The organism is Novosphingobium sp. Chol11 (assembly GCF_900218065.1).
Classification (GTDB): Bacteria; Pseudomonadota; Alphaproteobacteria; order Sphingomonadales; family Sphingomonadaceae; genus Sphingobium; species Sphingobium agri.
In genome coordinates, this window is sequence record NZ_OBMU01000001.1 from 2,448,623 (window position 1) to 2,464,337 (window position 15,715).

Sequence of the window (15,715 nt, forward strand, 5' to 3'; positions counted from 1 at the left end):
GAAAAAGCGGCTTATTTGAAGCGGTAAGTGATCCGACCCTTGGTCAGGTCGTAGGGGGTCAGTTCGACCAGCACTTCGTCGCCCACCAGCACACGGATGCGGTTTTTCCGCATCTTGCCAGCCGTGTGGCCAAGGATCTCGTGATCATTTTCAAGCCGGACGCGAAACATGGCGTTGGGGAGAAGCTCCACAACCTGTCCGCGCATTTCAAGCAGTTCTTCTTTTGCCATAATATCCTGGGGAAACCGAAAATCGCGCCGCCATAACGACAAAATGCGGAAAATGGAAGTCAGGCTGACGCGCCGAACGCATCACCCGCTGCGGAGAGGGCCGCAAAGATGTGATCCAGCTGATCCACATCAGTGCAATAGGGCGGCATCAGATAGATGCTGTTGCCCAATGGACGCAGCAAAATGCCCCGATCAAGGAAGAAGGTGCGCAGGCGTGGGGCAAGGTCGGACAGATAGCCTGCATCCTGCGCGATCAGGTCGATCGCGACGATCGTGCCAAGCTGCCGGGCGTTCGTGAAGGCAGGATGAAGCGCCAGCCTTCCGAGTCGCTGCGACATATTCTTTTCGAGCGCAGCAATGCGGCCGAGCACATCCTCCTCCCGCCAGATGGCGAGGTTGGCGGCCGCGGCGGCGCAGGAGATGGCGTTGGCCGTATAGCTGGACGAATGGTAGAAGAGCCGCGCCCGATCCTGCGACTTGTGCGCGTCAAAAATGCGCGCCGTGGCGAGCGTCGCCGCGAGCGGAACGGAGCCACCAGTGATTCCCTTTGCGACGGCCATGATGTCGGGCACGACGCCCGCCTGTTCGCAAGCAAAGATTGTTCCAGTGCGGCCCCATCCGGTCATCACTTCGTCAGCGATGAAAAGGACATCGTGCCGTGCGCAGATTTCCGCCATCTGCCGCAATATCTCCGGCGAGTAGATCAGCATCCCGCCCGCGCCCAACACCAGCGGTTCGACGATGAACGCCGCCGGATGCTCCTTGCAGGCGGCCTCCAGCGCGTCGAGCGTCTGCTGCTCGGCCCCTGGTGCCGGAAACGCTATGGTGCCGACATCGAACAGCAAAGGCGTCCATGCCGCATTATACACGCCGCGCTCGCCGACCGACATCGTGCCGATCGTGTCGCCATGATAGCCATGTTCGAGGACGAGGATGCGATGCCGGGGCGCGGACAGTCCGTCCAGCGCGCGATTGTGCCAGTAGCCGAGCGCCATCTTCAACGCGACCTCAACGGAGGTCGACCCGCTGTCGGAAAAGAAGACATGGGCGAGCGGATCGCGCCCTTCCGCGCGCGGCGCCAGTTCGATCAGGCCGCGTGCTACCTCTTCAGCGGGTTCATGCGTGTAACTGGCAAAGATGAGCTGGTCGAGCTGCCCGGCCTGCTGCGCAATCGCCTGAGCGATGCGGGGATGACAGTGGCCGTGCGTCGTCACCCACCAACTGGAAATGGCGTCGATCAACGTGCCTCCATCTACCAGATGTAATGACGCGCCGTCGGCACGCACGACATGCGGGATGGTTTCGTTGAGGCCGTGCTGGGTGAAGGGGTGCCATATAGGGGAGGTCATGGCGAGACGCTTAGAATAGCCAAAGCGTCAGGCCAAGCTCCCTCCCCCGAAACATGCCGTTACCGATTACTTGGCTGGATTAGCCGGAGTAGCGGGCGAAGCTGGCGTAGCGGGGCTGGCCGGAGCAGCCGGTGCTGCTGGAGCGGCCGCCTGGATACGCTGCTGCAATGCCGGGTCGGCAGCTGCGGCCTGGCCGATTTCATTGAACTTTTCAGGCGCAATGCCCGATGCCTGCAGCGCGGCGAGCATCTTGGGCTGCTTTTCCGCGTCGGCAATGCTGGTGTCGGACTGAATCTTGGTCACTTCGACCGCTGCTGCAGCAAACAGCTTGATGTCGGCATCGCTATATTTGCCTGCTGCAGCCGAAGGTGCTGCCGGAGTGGCTGGGGTCGCGGGCGTCGCCGGAGCGGCCGCGCCCTGAGCCAGAACGGGTGCCGCTGCCAACAGAGCCACCGATGCCATAGCCGTCTTCAAAACCAGTGATGAACGAAAACCCGTCAACATGCTTCTCCTTGCAATTTGATGGCTTAAAGCTGTGGAAGAGCGCACAAGGTTTAAAGAGTGTTCCGGCGAAACGTGAGATTTGAGGGGTGACGGCCTGGGGCCGTTCAACTCATCCCCCGCATCGTCACGGCTCGCCGTAGCCGGAACGTTAGCCGTCCTCATTTTTACCAGATTCTCACGCGCTCCTGTGGAGCAAGATAGAGCTTGCTGCCGGGCGCAGGCTTGAAGGCGGCGTACCATTGATCGAAGTTCCGCACCGTGTCCGCCCGATATTGCGAGGGCGAATGCGGGTCGGTGACGAGCCGCTGGCGCAAGTTCGGTTCGCGATAATTGCGCCGCCATACCTGTGCCCAACCCAGGAAGAAGCGTTGATCCCCGGTGGTGCCATCGATCACCGGCGCAGGCTTGCCGCCGAGCGAGGCATGATAGGCGTCGAGCGCCACAGCGACGCCTGCGAGATCACCGATATTCTCACCCAGCGTGAAATCGCCCTTCACATGCGCTCCGGGAAAGGGTTCATAGGCGTCATATTGCTTCACCAGCTTGCCCGTCAGCTGTTTGAAGGCCGCGACATCGGCATCGCTCCACCACTGGTTGAGCTTGCCGCTTTCATCATATTTGGCGCCTTGGTCGTCGAAATGATGGCTGAGTTCATGGCCGATCACCGCGCCGATGCCGCCATAATTCACTGCCGGATCGGCATGAGGATCGAAGAAGGGCGGCTGGAGGATCGCGGCCGGGAAGACGATCTCAACCATGGAGAAGTCCGCATAAGCGTTGATCTCCATTGGCGTCATCTGCCATTCCCAACGGTAAATAGGCTTCCCTAGCTTGCCCATCTGATAATCGAATTCATATTGGTTCGACCGCAGCGCATTGCCGAACAGATCGCCCGCCGCCATGTCGAGCCCACCATAATCCCGCCATTTGTCGGGGTAGCCGATCTTTGGCGTGAAGGCCGCCAGCTTCTTGTGCGCCCTAGCCTTCGCGCCATCGCTCATCCAGCTGAGGCCGTCGATGCGGCGGCCCATGGCGGCGATCACATTTTTGACGAGTTGATCCATCGCCGCCTTGGTTTCCGGCGGAAAATAGCGGGCGACATAGATTTTGCCGACTTCCTCGCCCATCGCATCCTTGACGAAGCCGACCGCGCGCTTCCACCGTTCTTCGCGCTGAGGCGTGCCCGACAAGGTGGTGCCGTAGAAAGCGAAGTCCGCGTCGGCAATGCGATCGGGCAGATAAGTGGCATAGCTATGGAGGCTACGCAGCAGAAGGGCGTCCTTGAGCACTTCGACCGGGGTTCGCGCGATCAGTGCTGCTTCGCCGGTGATCGCCGTGGGCTGCGCGACGATCAGCGCCTCTGGTTTCAGTCCGTTGGCGGCGAAATAGGCGGCGAAGTCGAAACCGGGCGCGGCCTCCTGCAATTCGGCAAGGGTCATCCGGTTATAGGTCTTGTCCGCGTCCCTGCTGTCGACCTGGGTCCAGTGCAGCTTGGCGACTTCCGTTTCGAACGACATCAGGGCGGCAGCGCGGGCCTTTGCGTTGCTCGCGCCCGCCAGCGTCAGCATCTGTTCCAGATGCGCGGCATAGGCGGTCCGGATGGCCGCCATCTTCTGGTCGGGCTGGAGATAAAAGTCACGGTTGGGTAGACCCAGACCCGACTGGCGCAGGTTCAGGATATAAGTGTCAGGTGCCTTGTCATCCTGCCCCACATAGAAGGTGAAGGGCCCTGCTATGCCGGCCCGGGCAGCCTCCGCCGCCAAGCGGGCGTAACCCGCTTTGTCTTTTACCGCCTCGATCTTCGCGAGCCAGGGCTTGATAGGCGTCAGCCCCTTCGCTTCCACGGTGGGCGCGTCGAGATAACTGGCATAGGCGATGCCGATGCTGCTGGCGGGGTCTTTCCTCGCCTCCTCCAATATGCCCCGGGTGCGCTCTCGCGACAGGTCATCAAGCACGTTGAACGCGCCATAATTGGATTTGTCTGCGGGGATCGGCGTGGCCTTGGCCCAGCCGCCATTGGCGTGAAGGTAGAAATCATCGCCCGGCTTGACGGTCGGGTCCATGCCCTTGCTGTCGAAGCCGTAGCTGCCATAGGTCGGCTTGGCCGGTGGCGCCTGATCCGCCTGCGCGGCGTTGGCGGCGAGCAGCAGAGCGCCAACAGCGGCGCTCATCAGAAGATTTTTCATCGAAGCATCCCTTGCTTGATCCGATCATGGCAATTGACCCGGCGCAGCGTGACAAGTCCATGTCAATTATCGAAAATCACGCAAAAGCGGCTGCCGCCCGGTTCAGGGCAGGCGGATATTCTCGGCAAAAGCAGCCTTCAGGCTGATAGCATCCAGCGGGTCCAGGCGGGGGAGACGGCCGAGGCTGGGCACCTTGGCAAGCTGCGGGATGATCCGCTCATTCTCCTCATGTGGATCGCCGATGAAAGCAATGCCTGCCAGCGGCACGCCCCGGCTGCGCAGCGCCTCGATGCTGAGCAGGCTGTGATTGATGGTGCCAAGCGCGGTGCGCGCGCAAAGAATCACCGGCAGCTGCCAATATGCAAAGAGATCGGCCATCAGCAGCGTTTCGCTGACCGGCACTAGCACGCCGCCTGCACCTTCCACAACCAGCGGCCCGTCCACTTGTGGCAGGGTGAGCTTGTCGAGACACACCTCCACCCCGTCGATACGCGCCGCCAGATGAGGCGAAGCAGGCGTCCTGAGGCGGTAGGCCTCGGGAAGGATATGGGTCTTGGGAATGCCGCCAAGCCGGGCGACCGTTTCCTTGTCGCCTTCTGGATCGACGCCGGCCTGAACCGGCTTCCAATAATATGCGCCAAGTGCGCCCGCCAAGCCTGCGGCGAAGACCGTCTTGCCGATATCCGTGTCCGTTCCGGTGACCAGGAAGCGCGTCATCCCAAGACCCTCTGCAATTCTTCCCCAAGCGCCGCCACATCGGCTCGGCCGACATTCAATGTCAGGGAAATGCGCAGGCGGCTGGTGCCCGGCGGGACGGTAGGTGGCCGAATGCCGCGCACGTCGAAGCCTGCCTCCTGAAGCGCGGCGGCGGCGGCCATGGCGCGCCGGTCCTCGCCGAGCAGGATCGGCACGATCTGGCTACGCGGCGCAGGCAGGCCCAAGGGTGCGCAGATCACTTCGGCGGCATCGACGCACAGCGTCTTCAGCCGCGCGCGCAGGTCGTCCGCCTGCTCGATCCGATCGAGTGCGGCCGAAGCCGCCACCGCCATCAGAGGCGAGGGCGCGGTGGAGAAAATGAAGGCTCGTGCGCGGTTGATCAAATAGTCAATGATGATCTGCGGCCCGCAAATCAGTGCGCCTTCCACGCCCATGGCTTTGCCGCAGGTATGGAGCGTCACGACATTGTGCAGCCCGTCGAACCCGGCGGACAAGCCCCGGCCGCTCGGGCCGGACACGCCCGTGCCATGCGCTTCGTCGAGGATCAGCATCGCATCATGCTGCGCCGCCAGTTTGGCAAGATCAGCGAGCGGAGCCGTATCGCCGTCCATCGAATAAAGCGTTTCGACCGCGATCCAGATGCGGCCCTTGCCGCCTTCCCCCCGCCAGGCGGTGATCAGGTCGGCAAAACTCTGCACATCATTATGCCGGGCAAAGACAGTGGCGGCCTTGGACAGGCGAATGCCGTCATGAACGCTGGCATGGATCAGTTCATCCGCAACGATCAGGTCGCCACGCTGTGGCAATGTTGAAAACAGCGCGCTATTGGCTGCGAAGCCATTGGCGAGGAACAAGGCTGCCTGCGTGCGGAAGAAGGCCGCAGCCTTCGCCTCCAGCCCCTCATGCTCGGGCGCGTTGCCGCGCAGCAGGCGGGAGCCACCCGATCCCACGGGCACGCCCCGCGCCACAGCATCCGCCACCGCCTGGCCGATCATCGGATCGGACGCCAAGCCCAAATAGTCGTTGGAGGCGAAATCGCGCCCGGCGCGCGGCACCAGGCGGCGCAGGCGGCCGCGACTTTCAAGAGCCGCCAGTTGCGAGCGGAAGGGTTCGCTTGTCATGGCGGGCCCTATAGGCCCGCGACAGGCACAGGGGCAAGCTGGAGGGCCTCGCGTTCATCCGTCGAGCAAGGGAGGCACCCTCCTCCCCCGCCTAAGTTCGAATAATCAGAAGGAGAAGCTCAGCGCGAAGGACGCCACATTGTCATTGGCATCTTCCGCATTGGGCCGGAAGCCATGCTGATGCAGATAGCCGATTTCCGCATTCACATTCTTCGCGATTGGGGTGGTGATAGCGATCAGGTTGCGCATCCGCTCCTCCCCCTCGACCCGCTGGAAATTGGTGGTGTTGAGGTCGATGAAGCTTTCATGGCTCAGCACCAGGGCGGTCTTGCCGCCTTCCTTGAAAGGCAGCACATATTTGACATAGGGGCGGAAGCGCCACGCGGTGCCATCGACACCTTCGCGCCAGCGCTCTTCCAGGCGAAGGCGCGCGCTCAACTGGCCAGGACCGATCTTCACGATATTGTCGAACGTCACCTGCTGGCGGCCGCGATGCTCCATCACGGCGAATTCGCCGGCATTGTAGTTGGGATCGTGGGTGTAGCCCGCCCAGACCGTCACATTCTTCGTCACCTTGTAGCCGAGGAGCGAATTCATCTCGACCTCGTAAAGGCCGTCGCGGTCTTCGCTGAACCGGGTGATGACTTCCTGAGAGAAGCGCCATTTGTCGCTCAGCTTCACCGTGGCGCTGACGCCCGTCCAAAGCTGATCATCCTCAGTCGCATGTGCCAGAGATGGCACAGCCAAGGCCAGCGAGGCCGTCAACAGCTTCAAAGTCGGTCGCATCATGATCTCCCATCGCCTTGTGGCGCGGGGGCCGACTATGAGCTTTATGTGACCATGTCATTTCCATTTTATGTAGTTTTTGTGACAATTGTTTCTGAAGTTATCATGCGCCATGGCCGATCCAGATCGCACTAAAATGGCCCCGTCCGTCGCCGGACAGGGCCATCTTCGTCCTCGAAAATTTTTGCCGTCAGACACCGTGTGCGAGAGCGGCGAGCAGCAGCAAGGCAACGATGTTCGTGATCTTTATCATCGGATTGACGGCGGGTCCGGCGGTGTCCTTATAAGGGTCACCCACCGTATCGCCGGTCACCGCCGCCTTGTGCGCGTCCGATCCCTTGCCACCATGGTTGCCGTCCTCGATATATTTTTTGGCATTGTCCCAGGCGCCCCCGCCTGAGGTCATCGAGAGCGCGACGAACAGGCCCGACACGATGACGCCAAGCAGCAAAGCGCCAAGCGCCGCAAAGCCGTTCGGCGTCCCGGCTACGGCGGAAATGGCGAAATAGACGATGATCGGCGCCAGCACCGGCAGCAGGCTGGGTATGATCATCTCCTTGATCGCCGCGCGGGTGACGAGATCGACCGTGCGGGCATAATCAGGGCGCGAGGTGCCTTCCATGATGCCGCTGTTGATGGCGAACTGATCGCGAACGTCCTTCACAACGTCGCCCGCGGCGCGGCCGACAGCCGTCATGCCCATCGCGCCGAACAGATAGGGCAGCAATGCGCCCAGCAGCAGACCGACAATGACGTAAGGATTGGACAGGCTGAAATCGACCGGCTCAGTCAGGCCGAGGGCCGAGTTGTAGAATTTGAGGTCCTCCGTGTAGGCGCCGAACAGCACAAGCGCTGCGAGCCCAGCCGAGCCGATGGCATAGCCCTTCGTCACTGCCTTGGTGGTGTTGCCCACGGCATCAAGCGCGTCGGTCTTGACCCGCACGCTGTCGTCGAGATGCGACATCTCCGCGATGCCGCCCGCATTGTCCGTCACAGGGCCATAGGCGTCCAGCGCCACGACCATGCCCGCGAGCGCCAGCATCGCGGTCGCTGCAAAGGCGATGCCGATCAGCCCCGCCAGCTGATGCGCGACGATGATCCCCGCGACGATCACAAGCGTCGGAAGCGCGGTCGCTTCCAGGCTGACGGCCAGGCCCTGGATCACGTTGGTGCCGTGGCCGGTTTCGGACGCACGGGCGATGCTGCGCACCGGGCGATAATTGGTGCCGGTATAATATTCGGTAATCCAGACGATGAGGCCAGTGACAGCAAGCCCGACCATCATCGCCCAGAACAAGGCCATGCCGGTATAGCCGCCTGCGCCATCCAGGTCAGTGCCGAAGCGTGCATTCAAGTCCCCCAGCGTGAAGCTGGTTGCAAAATAGAGCGCAGGGATCGAGAGGATCGCGGTGGTCCAGAACCCCTTGTAAAGCGCGCCCATGATGGACTGGCTGGAACCGAGACGCACCATATAGGTGCCGATGATCGAGGTGATGATGCACACGCCGCCAACGATCAGCGGCAGGGACATCAGCCGTTGCAGAAAGGCGTTGTCGACACCGCTCACCAGCAGGGCGGTGAGGACCATGGTCGCGCCGACCGTCACGACATAGGTTTCGAACAAATCGGCCGCCATGCCCGCGCAGTCACCGACATTGTCGCCGACATTGTCCGCAATCACGGCGGGGTTGCGTGGGTCATCTTCCGGAATGCCCGCTTCCACCTTGCCTACAAGGTCAGCGCCGACGTCTGCCGCCTTGGTGAAGATGCCGCCGCCCAGCCGTGCGAAGATCGAGATGAGGCTGGCGCCGAATGCAAGCGCTACCAGAGAGTCGATCACCAGCCGGTCATCGGGAGCATGGCCCGCTGGCCCCGTCAGATACCAGAAGAAGACGCTGATCGCGAGCAGCGCCAGCCCTGCCACCAGCATGCCGGTGATGGCGCCCGCGCGGAAAGCCACCGTAAGCCCGCTCTGCAATGTCGTGCGTGCCGCTTCGGCGGTACGGACATTGGCGCGTACGGAAATGTTCATGCCGATGAAGCCTGCCGCCCCTGACAGGATCGCGCCGATCAGAAATCCGATGGCGGAGGTCCCGCCCAGGAAGAAGAAGACCAGGGCCGCCACCACGACTCCGACCATGCCGATCGTCATATATTGGCGGCTGAGATAGGCCTTCGCCCCCTCCTGAATCGCGCCCGCTATGGATTGCATGGTTTCATTGCCGGCAGACGCTGCCAGCACCTGACGACTGGTGAACAAGCCGTAGAGCACGGCCAGCAGGCCGCACCCTATGGCGATATAGACAATCTGCATGGATGTTCCTCTCCCCCTTGTTTTCCTGTCATCGGCCGCTCCGCAGGGAAAAACGGGCGGACGAAAGGCATGAAGGCGGGCGGCCGGAATTCGCACTTCCGGCATCAGGCACCGCATCAATCAGCGTCAAGGTCACGGACATGATGGCGTCCAACCGGGCTGAGAAAAGGATGGCGCGAAGCTACAGGCAGGATGAGCGGCGTCAAGCCGTTACGAAACGCACCTGAATCAAGCTGTTGCGCGCTCGGCTTTCAACCATGTTCCCAGCCGAGCCGGTCCGGCAGCGGCACTGACGTCCCGTCGATCATCAGCGTGAGGCCTGACCCGGGAGAGAAGCTGCCCACAGGAATGGCCCTCACCGGCGGCTTGGCGGAGGACGGCATGGCGAACAGCAGTTCATAATCATCGCCTGCGCGCGCGGCGGCGATCTGAGCGGCCGTGCCGCCGCCGCTCACCAGTTCCAGCGCGGGGGACAGCGGCACATGGTCGATGGTGACGGCGAGCCCGCTGGCCTGCGCCATGCGCATAGCGTCAATCAGGAGCCCGTCCGACACGTCCATCATCGCATGCACCTGGCCCGCGAGTAGCGCGCCTTCCGCAAGACGGGGCCTGGGACGCCGATAGGCCTCGACCAGCGGCCCTGACGCGGCCGGGTTCGATCGGAGCAAGTCCAGACCCGCTCCTGCGTCGCCCACTGGCCCGGTGAGATAAAGGCGATCACCCGCCTGCGCGCCGCTCCTGGCAGGGACAGGCCCGCTTGCCTCCCCAACCGCAGTCAGGCTGTAGCTGCGCGCGCTACCCTGCGGCATCTTTACCGTGTCTCCACCCAGAAGTGGCATGGCATGACGGCCGAGTGCCTCCCCCAATCCTTCGAGAAAGGCGGCGTCCCAGGCGTCATCGCCTGACAGCGCATAGTTTAGCAAACAGCCGACCGGCCGTGCGCCTTTGGCAGCGAGGTCGGACAGATTGACCGCCGCCAGCTTCCAGCCGATGTCGGCGGGAGGATCGCTGGCAAGATGATGCACCCCCTCCACCATCGTGTCGCTGGTGAGGATCAGCCGCGAGCCGCCCACGTCCAGAACGGCCGCATCGTCCTGCAGTCCGCGCGCGGCGGGATCATTGGCCAGCAGGCGGAGGAGGGTCAGGAAGCGGAATTCAGGGGACATGAAAATGACCTCCGTTCGCCCTTGGCCCTAACAGAAGTGGTTCGTTACTTCCGCACATCCTTTGCGACGCCATCCAGCAGGCCGTTCACGAAACCCGCCTCGCGCTTGTCGTAAAAGGCGTGAGCCACGTCGACATATTCGCTGATCACGGTTCCGGTCGGCACATCGCGGCGCGCGATGAGCTCATAGGCGCCCGCACGCAGGATCTGCCGCATGGGCCTGTCCAGACGCTCGAGGCTCCAGCCCTTCGAAAGGCGGGCGGTGATCAGTCCGTCAATTTCGCCGCGCCGCTTGTCAACGCCAGTCACGATATCGTCGAAGAAGATTTCCTCCGCTTCGGCATAGGTCACATCCTCGATCGTCGCGCCGAGCCGGTGCTGATGGAATTCATGCAGCAGGACGCTAAGCGGCGTGCTTTCCATTTCCAGCTGGTACAGCGCCTGCACCGCGGCAAGGCGGGCGGCGGAGCGGGATTTGGAGCGTTCGTTCATAAAGGTCTTCTATTCCGATCAATTGGAGCCTGTCGAGAACCCTGCGCATCCGGTTCTCGACAGGCTCGAACCGAACGAAAATGATCAGCTCAGCCGCACCGCCACCGAGGCGGCGTGCGCTGGCAGCCCTTCCGCCTCCGCCAGCGCAACCGCCGCCGGGCCGATCGCATCGATCGCGGCCTGATCAAGGCTGAGGAAGCTGGTGCGTTTCATGAAGTCGAGCACCGACAGCCCCGAGGAGAAACGCGCGCGCCGCCCGGTGGGCAGGACGTGGTTCGGTCCCGCGACATAATCGCCCACCGCTTCAGGGGTCAGGCGGCCCAGAAACACCGATCCGGCATGACGAACCTGCGCAAACAGGATTTCGGGATCATCCACAGCCAGTTGCAGATGCTCAGCCGCCAGGCGGTTGACGAGCGGCATGGCCTCTTCAAGATCGCGCACAAGGATGATCGCGCCATTTGCAGCCCAACTAGTCGTGGCGACCGCCTGCGTCGACAAGAGCGGCAAGCGCCTTTCCACCGCCGCTGCAACCGCGTCGGCGAAAACCGCATCGTCCGTGAACAGAATCGACTGGCTGGTCGGATCATGCTCCGACTGGCTCAGCAGATCGGCGGCGATCCAGTCCGGATCATTTTTCCCATCGGCGACGACAACGATCTCGGATGGGCCAGCGACCATGTCGATGCCGACGACGCCATATAATTGCCGCTTGGCTTCAGCGACCCAGGCATTGCCGGGCCCGGTGACGACATCCACAGGCTTGATCCGATCCGTGCCATAGGCAAGCGCCGCCACCGCCTGAGCGCCGCCGACGCGCCAGATTTCCTCGATACCGACGATGCTGGCAGCGGCGAGGACGAGCGGGTTGATCACGCCATTGGGCGTCGGCGTCACCATGGCGATGCGCGACACGCCAGCCACCTTGGCGGGAATGACGTTCATCAGCAGCGAGCTGGGATACGCCGCCCGGCCGCCCGGTACATAAAGCCCGGCCGCATCGACCGGCCGCCAGCGTGCGCCCAGCCGCACGCCAGCGCTGTCGGTGCCATCGCTGTCCTGCGGCTTCTGCTTTTCATGATAGGCGGTGATACGTGCCGCCGCGAGTTCGAGGGCTTCGCGTAATTCGGACGAGATGCCGTCCAGCGCCGCGCGGCACTCGGCGGGGGTGACCGCCCAGCCGCTTGCTTCCAGATCGTGCCGGTCGAACCGGCTGGTATAATCGGCGAGCGCTGCATCGCCCTCCGCACGGACGCGCTTCAGAATCGCCGCGACATCGCGGGACACATCTTCATCCGCCTCGCGCCGGGCATCGACCAGCGCCGTGAAGGCGGCGGCGAAGTCGGCGTCACGGCTGTCGAGCCTAAGCGGCATCCCTGCCTCCTACGGCCTTGCGGAAGCCTTCCACCAACGGCGCCAGTTCGGCCGAACGCATCTTGTAGGCGGCGCGATTGACGACCAGCCGCGCCGAGACCTGCATGATGACATGGGTTTCGACCAACCCGTTCGCCTTGAGTGTCGCGCCCGACGACACGAGATCGACGATCCGCCGCGACAGGCCGAGCGAGGGCGCGAGTTCCATCGCTCCGTTCAGCTTCACGCACTCCGCCTGAATTCCGCGCGCCTCATAGTAGCGGCGGGTCAGATAGGGATATTTGGTGGCGACCCGCACATGGCTCATCGCGGCCTCATCCTCCCCAGCAAGATCGACCGGTTCGGCGACTGAGAGGCGGCAATGACCGATGTCGAGGTCGACCGGCGCATAAAGCTCGGAATAGTCGAACTCATCCACCACGTCGGACCCTACTATCCCGATCTGCGCCGCCCCATGGGCGACGAAGGTCGCCACGTCGAAGGCGCGCACGCGGATGATCGAAATGTCAGGGCGATTGGTAGCGAAGCGCAGCGCCCGGCTCTTCTTGTCATGAAACTCCGCCTCCGGCTCTATGCCGACGCGCGCGAGCATCGGCAGCGCCTCATCGAGGATGCGGCCTTTGGGGATGGCAAGGGTGAGCGGACGAGTCATGACCGGCGGGCCTTAGCGGCGCGCGCCATAAAGGACAATATTCATGCAGCGTGCGCCAGCGCCGCTTCGGTGGCCTCGATCCAGCCGCCCCCCAGCACCCGGTCGCCCGCATAGAGCACCGCCGCCTGCCCCGGCGCGACGCCATATTCGGGCGCGTCGAAAGCCAGGCGATCACCCTCCAGCCGGGCCGCTACGGGCTTGGCCATGGAGCGCACCTTGGCCGTCAGGGGGCCAGTGAAGGTGCCGCCAAGCCAGTTGATGTCGCTCAGCCGCGCCGCAGACACCGCCAGCGCGGCCTTGGGTCCGACGATTACCCGCCGCCCGTCAGCATCGAGGCGGACGACATAAAGCGGCTCGGCCTGTCCACCAATCTCCAGCCCCTTGCGCTGGCCAACGGTGTAGTGGATCAGCCCCTTATGCGTGCCGAGGACGCGCCCATCGACATGGACGATGTCGCCGCCCTCGTCGGCATCGGGGCGCAGCTTGCGCACCACCCCTGCATAATCGCCATCGGGCACGAAGCAGATGTCCTGGCTGTCGGGCTTCAGCGCCACGGAGAGGCCGAGTTCCGCCGCTATTTCGCGGACCTGCGGCTTGGGTAGGCCACCCAGCGGAAAGCGCAGATAATCGAGCTGGGCCTGCGTCGTGGCGAAAAGGAAATAGCTCTGGTCGCGCGCCGGGTCCGCAGCCCGGTGCAGTTCAGCACCCTGCGCGCCTTCGACACGGCGAACATAATGGCCGGTCGCCAGACAGTCCGCGCCCAAGTCTCGCGCGATCTGAAACAGGTCGGTGAACTTCACCCCCATATTGCATTTGACGCAGGGGATAGGCGTCCGTCCCGACATATATTCATCGGCGAAGTCCGCGATCACCGAATCGCGAAAGCGGCTCTCATAATCAAAGACATAATGGGCAATACCGATCCGATCGGCGACAGCGCGCGCGTCGCGTATGTCCTGCCCGGCGCAGCAACTGCCGGTGCGGCCGACCGCCGCGCCATGATCATAAAGCTGGAGCGTCACGCCAATAGTTTCCGCGCCCGTGCGTGCAGCAAGAGCGGCAACGACACTGGAATCCACGCCGCCTGACATGGCAACGACGATTCGCCGCTTCGCGAGCGGTTCGGGCAACTGAAATTCGGGCTGCATAGGCGGCCATATAATCGCCCGCTGCGATGCATTCCAGCCGGATTCGGCCCTTTCGCCTCCAAAGCATCGTTTCGGTTGCGCGAGTTTACCGGACTTTATCCTTTCTCCCCTACTTATCCTTCCCATGGATTTCGGTTTCCTTCGGGCAGGCGGGCTTAAACCCGCCAATGCCAGACCTGTCAGCCGGCCGCACGCGCCGGTCTGGCCGCTGCTGCGCGCCGCTTCCGCGGCGGAGCAGGCGGCCAGCCCGACCGCTCAGGCGGTTGCCGGGGTCCTGCGGGGGCAGGATGAACCAGGAGACTGGATCCAGGATTTGGCCGAAGTGTTCGCGCCACGTCCAAGCGGCATGATCGAAGCCGCGCGCCCGACGGGAAGCTTCAACCCGTTGATCGCACAGCATTTAAGAGTGGGACAAGGATGATGAAGGGGGCGTTTACCGTGGCGCTTTAGCTGATCTTCAGGGCTGACGCGCATACCGGTTGCCGCTGCTGAATTCGGCAATGCCAGTGCCGCTTTTTGAGGGTGAGAATGATAGAAAATCAAAAAATCCGACCTGCTCAGGTCGTCGGGCCGCTCGGGGAACCCTTGACTCTGGAGAGCCTGCCGCCTGCCAACACGACGCGCTGGGTCGTCCGCCGCAAGGCTGAGGTCGTCGCAGCCGTCAATGGAGGCCTGCTTACGGTCGATGAAGCCTGCGCGCGTTACTCGCTGACGCTGGAGGAATTTGCAGGATGGCAGCGCGCCGTGGACCGTTCAGGCATGCACGGCCTGCGCGTGACGCGGATTCAATATTACAAGTCGCTCTACGAACGGCAGCAGAAATACTGACGATCCGCCAGTCCGGCACATGCTGGACGCGCTTCGGGCAAGAGCCGCCGAATGCAGATTCGGCGGCTCTTTCTGTTGGTGGGCCATTCGATTCACCAGCCATTGTCAACCCAGAAACATTTCTCAGGGAACGCGAAGCCGAGTTCGCCGTTGAATAGATCAGCCAACCCGCTGGGGGCGCTGGTCCAAGGAGAGTGTGAAATGGGTATCATTTTGTGGCTTGTTGTCGGTGGTATCATTGGCTGGCTTGCCAGCATGGTCATGCGCACCGATGCGCAACAGGGCATTTTGCTGAACATCGTCGTCGGCATCGTCGGCGCGTTCATCGGCGGCCTGATCTTTAGCGGCGGTTCGATCAATGATGGCCTGACGCTCTATAGCTTCCTCGTTTCCCTGGTAGGCGCCATCGTGCTGCTTGCCATCGTTAACCTGGTCCGTCGCGGATCGGTGCGTTAAAAACCACCCAAAGCATCGCTGGCGGGTATGAAGGGCTGCGTTTCGGCGCAGCCCTTTTCGTCATGCGGTCAACCGCGCCGCGCGAACCACCGGTAAATTGCCAGAACCGCGATGGACCCGAGAACCGCAGCAAGGAAGCTCGCCTGCTGCCCGGGTTCATAGATGCCGAGCAGACGCCCGACATAAGCGGCGAACAGCGCACCCGCTATCCCCAGCAATATAGTCACGACGCATCCACTTGGATCGCGGCCAGGCATCACCAGACGGGCGATCGCTCCAGCGAGCAGGCCCACGATGATCCACCCCAGTAATTCCATCCTAGCCTCCTCCGGCCACATCCCCCATAGCGCCACAGGTACGCCGATTTGGCAAGCGCGCGGGCCAGGGCCGCCG

At 62.8% G+C, this 15,715-nt stretch carries 17 protein-coding genes; 3 read left to right on the forward strand and 14 right to left on the reverse strand.

Going from position 1 to position 15,715, the window contains the following annotated elements; translation table 11 throughout:
- Positions 1-11 precede the first annotated feature (11 nt).
- The 13 genes from infA to mnmA all read right to left on the reverse strand — a co-directional run bounded on the left by infA (position 12) and on the right by mnmA (position 14,038).
- A complete protein-coding gene (gene infA, locus NCHOL11_RS12170) occupies positions 12-230 on the reverse strand; it encodes a translation initiation factor IF-1 (RefSeq protein ID WP_003049127.1) in 219 nt (72 codons plus the stop codon).
- Positions 231-289: 59 nt separating this feature from the next.
- Positions 290-1,579: an adenosylmethionine--8-amino-7-oxononanoate transaminase gene (locus NCHOL11_RS12175; protein WP_097092530.1), complete on the reverse strand. Its 1,290-nt coding sequence runs from the start codon at positions 1,577-1,579 to the stop codon at positions 290-292.
- Positions 1,580-1,645: 66 nt separating this feature from the next.
- Positions 1,646-2,041, reverse strand: a complete 396-nt coding sequence (locus NCHOL11_RS12180) for a DUF4168 domain-containing protein (RefSeq protein WP_441339478.1) — start codon at positions 2,039-2,041, stop codon at positions 1,646-1,648.
- 206 nt (positions 2,042-2,247) lie between these two features.
- Positions 2,248-4,269 carry a M13 family metallopeptidase gene (locus NCHOL11_RS12185; protein WP_097092531.1) on the reverse strand — a complete coding sequence of 674 codons (2,022 nt, stop codon included), beginning with the start codon at positions 4,267-4,269 and terminating at the stop codon, positions 2,248-2,250.
- Positions 4,270-4,371: 102 nt separating this feature from the next.
- A complete protein-coding gene (gene bioD / locus NCHOL11_RS12190) occupies positions 4,372-4,986 on the reverse strand; it encodes a dethiobiotin synthase (protein WP_097092532.1) in 615 nt (204 codons plus the stop codon).
- Complete coding sequence (locus NCHOL11_RS12195) at positions 4,983-6,107, reverse strand: 8-amino-7-oxononanoate synthase (protein WP_097092533.1); 1,125 nt, start codon at positions 6,105-6,107, stop codon at positions 4,983-4,985. Before NCHOL11_RS12195 ends, bioD begins: the two co-directional genes overlap by 4 nt.
- Before the next feature lie 105 nt (positions 6,108-6,212).
- The gene (locus NCHOL11_RS12200; protein ID WP_097092534.1) at positions 6,213-6,893 is read right to left on the reverse strand and encodes a DUF2490 domain-containing protein; all 681 of its coding nucleotides are present in this window, start codon (positions 6,891-6,893) and stop codon (positions 6,213-6,215) included.
- A 190-nt stretch (positions 6,894-7,083) separates the two neighbouring features.
- On the reverse strand, positions 7,084-9,207 hold the full coding sequence (locus NCHOL11_RS12205) for a sodium-translocating pyrophosphatase (RefSeq protein WP_097092535.1): 2,124 nt from the start codon (positions 9,205-9,207) through the stop codon (positions 7,084-7,086).
- Positions 9,208-9,458: 251 nt separating this feature from the next.
- Positions 9,459-10,373 carry a thiamine-phosphate kinase gene (thiL, locus tag NCHOL11_RS12210; protein ID WP_097092536.1) on the reverse strand — a complete coding sequence of 305 codons (915 nt, stop codon included), beginning with the start codon at positions 10,371-10,373 and terminating at the stop codon, positions 9,459-9,461.
- A gap of 44 nt (positions 10,374-10,417) precedes the next feature.
- On the reverse strand, positions 10,418-10,864 hold the full coding sequence (gene nusB / locus NCHOL11_RS12215; protein ID WP_097092537.1) for a transcription antitermination factor NusB: 447 nt from the start codon (positions 10,862-10,864) through the stop codon (positions 10,418-10,420).
- 84 nt (positions 10,865-10,948) lie between these two features.
- Positions 10,949-12,238: a histidinol dehydrogenase gene (gene hisD / locus NCHOL11_RS12220; RefSeq protein WP_097092538.1), complete on the reverse strand. Its 1,290-nt coding sequence runs from the start codon at positions 12,236-12,238 to the stop codon at positions 10,949-10,951.
- A complete protein-coding gene (hisG, locus tag NCHOL11_RS12225; RefSeq protein WP_097092539.1) occupies positions 12,228-12,890 on the reverse strand; it encodes an ATP phosphoribosyltransferase in 663 nt (220 codons plus the stop codon). Before hisG ends, hisD begins: the two co-directional genes overlap by 11 nt.
- Positions 12,891-12,931: 41 nt before the next feature.
- Positions 12,932-14,038 (reverse strand): tRNA 2-thiouridine(34) synthase MnmA, encoded by a 1,107-nt coding sequence (gene mnmA, locus NCHOL11_RS12230; RefSeq protein ID WP_097092540.1) that lies wholly within the window; start codon positions 14,036-14,038, stop codon positions 12,932-12,934.
- A 124-nt stretch (positions 14,039-14,162) separates the two neighbouring features.
- Between mnmA and NCHOL11_RS12235 the strand changes: the two genes are divergently transcribed.
- The 3 genes from NCHOL11_RS12235 (at position 14,163) to NCHOL11_RS12245 (ending at position 15,322) form a co-directional block, all read left to right on the forward strand.
- Positions 14,163-14,459 (forward strand): hypothetical protein, encoded by a 297-nt coding sequence (locus tag NCHOL11_RS12235; protein ID WP_097092541.1) that lies wholly within the window; start codon positions 14,163-14,165, stop codon positions 14,457-14,459.
- A 107-nt stretch (positions 14,460-14,566) separates the two neighbouring features.
- Positions 14,567-14,866, forward strand: coding sequence for a CtrA inhibitor SciP (gene sciP, locus NCHOL11_RS12240; RefSeq protein ID WP_097092542.1), 300 nt, complete (start codon positions 14,567-14,569; stop codon positions 14,864-14,866).
- 201 nt (positions 14,867-15,067) lie between these two features.
- A complete protein-coding gene (locus tag NCHOL11_RS12245; RefSeq protein WP_022682486.1) occupies positions 15,068-15,322 on the forward strand; it encodes a GlsB/YeaQ/YmgE family stress response membrane protein in 255 nt (84 codons plus the stop codon).
- Between the two features lie 68 nt (positions 15,323-15,390).
- Here the strand turns inward: NCHOL11_RS12245 and NCHOL11_RS12250 are convergent, their stop codons facing one another.
- The gene (locus NCHOL11_RS12250) at positions 15,391-15,639 is read right to left on the reverse strand and encodes a GlsB/YeaQ/YmgE family stress response membrane protein (protein ID WP_097092543.1); all 249 of its coding nucleotides are present in this window, start codon (positions 15,637-15,639) and stop codon (positions 15,391-15,393) included.
- Between the last annotated feature and the right edge of the window lie 76 nt (positions 15,640-15,715).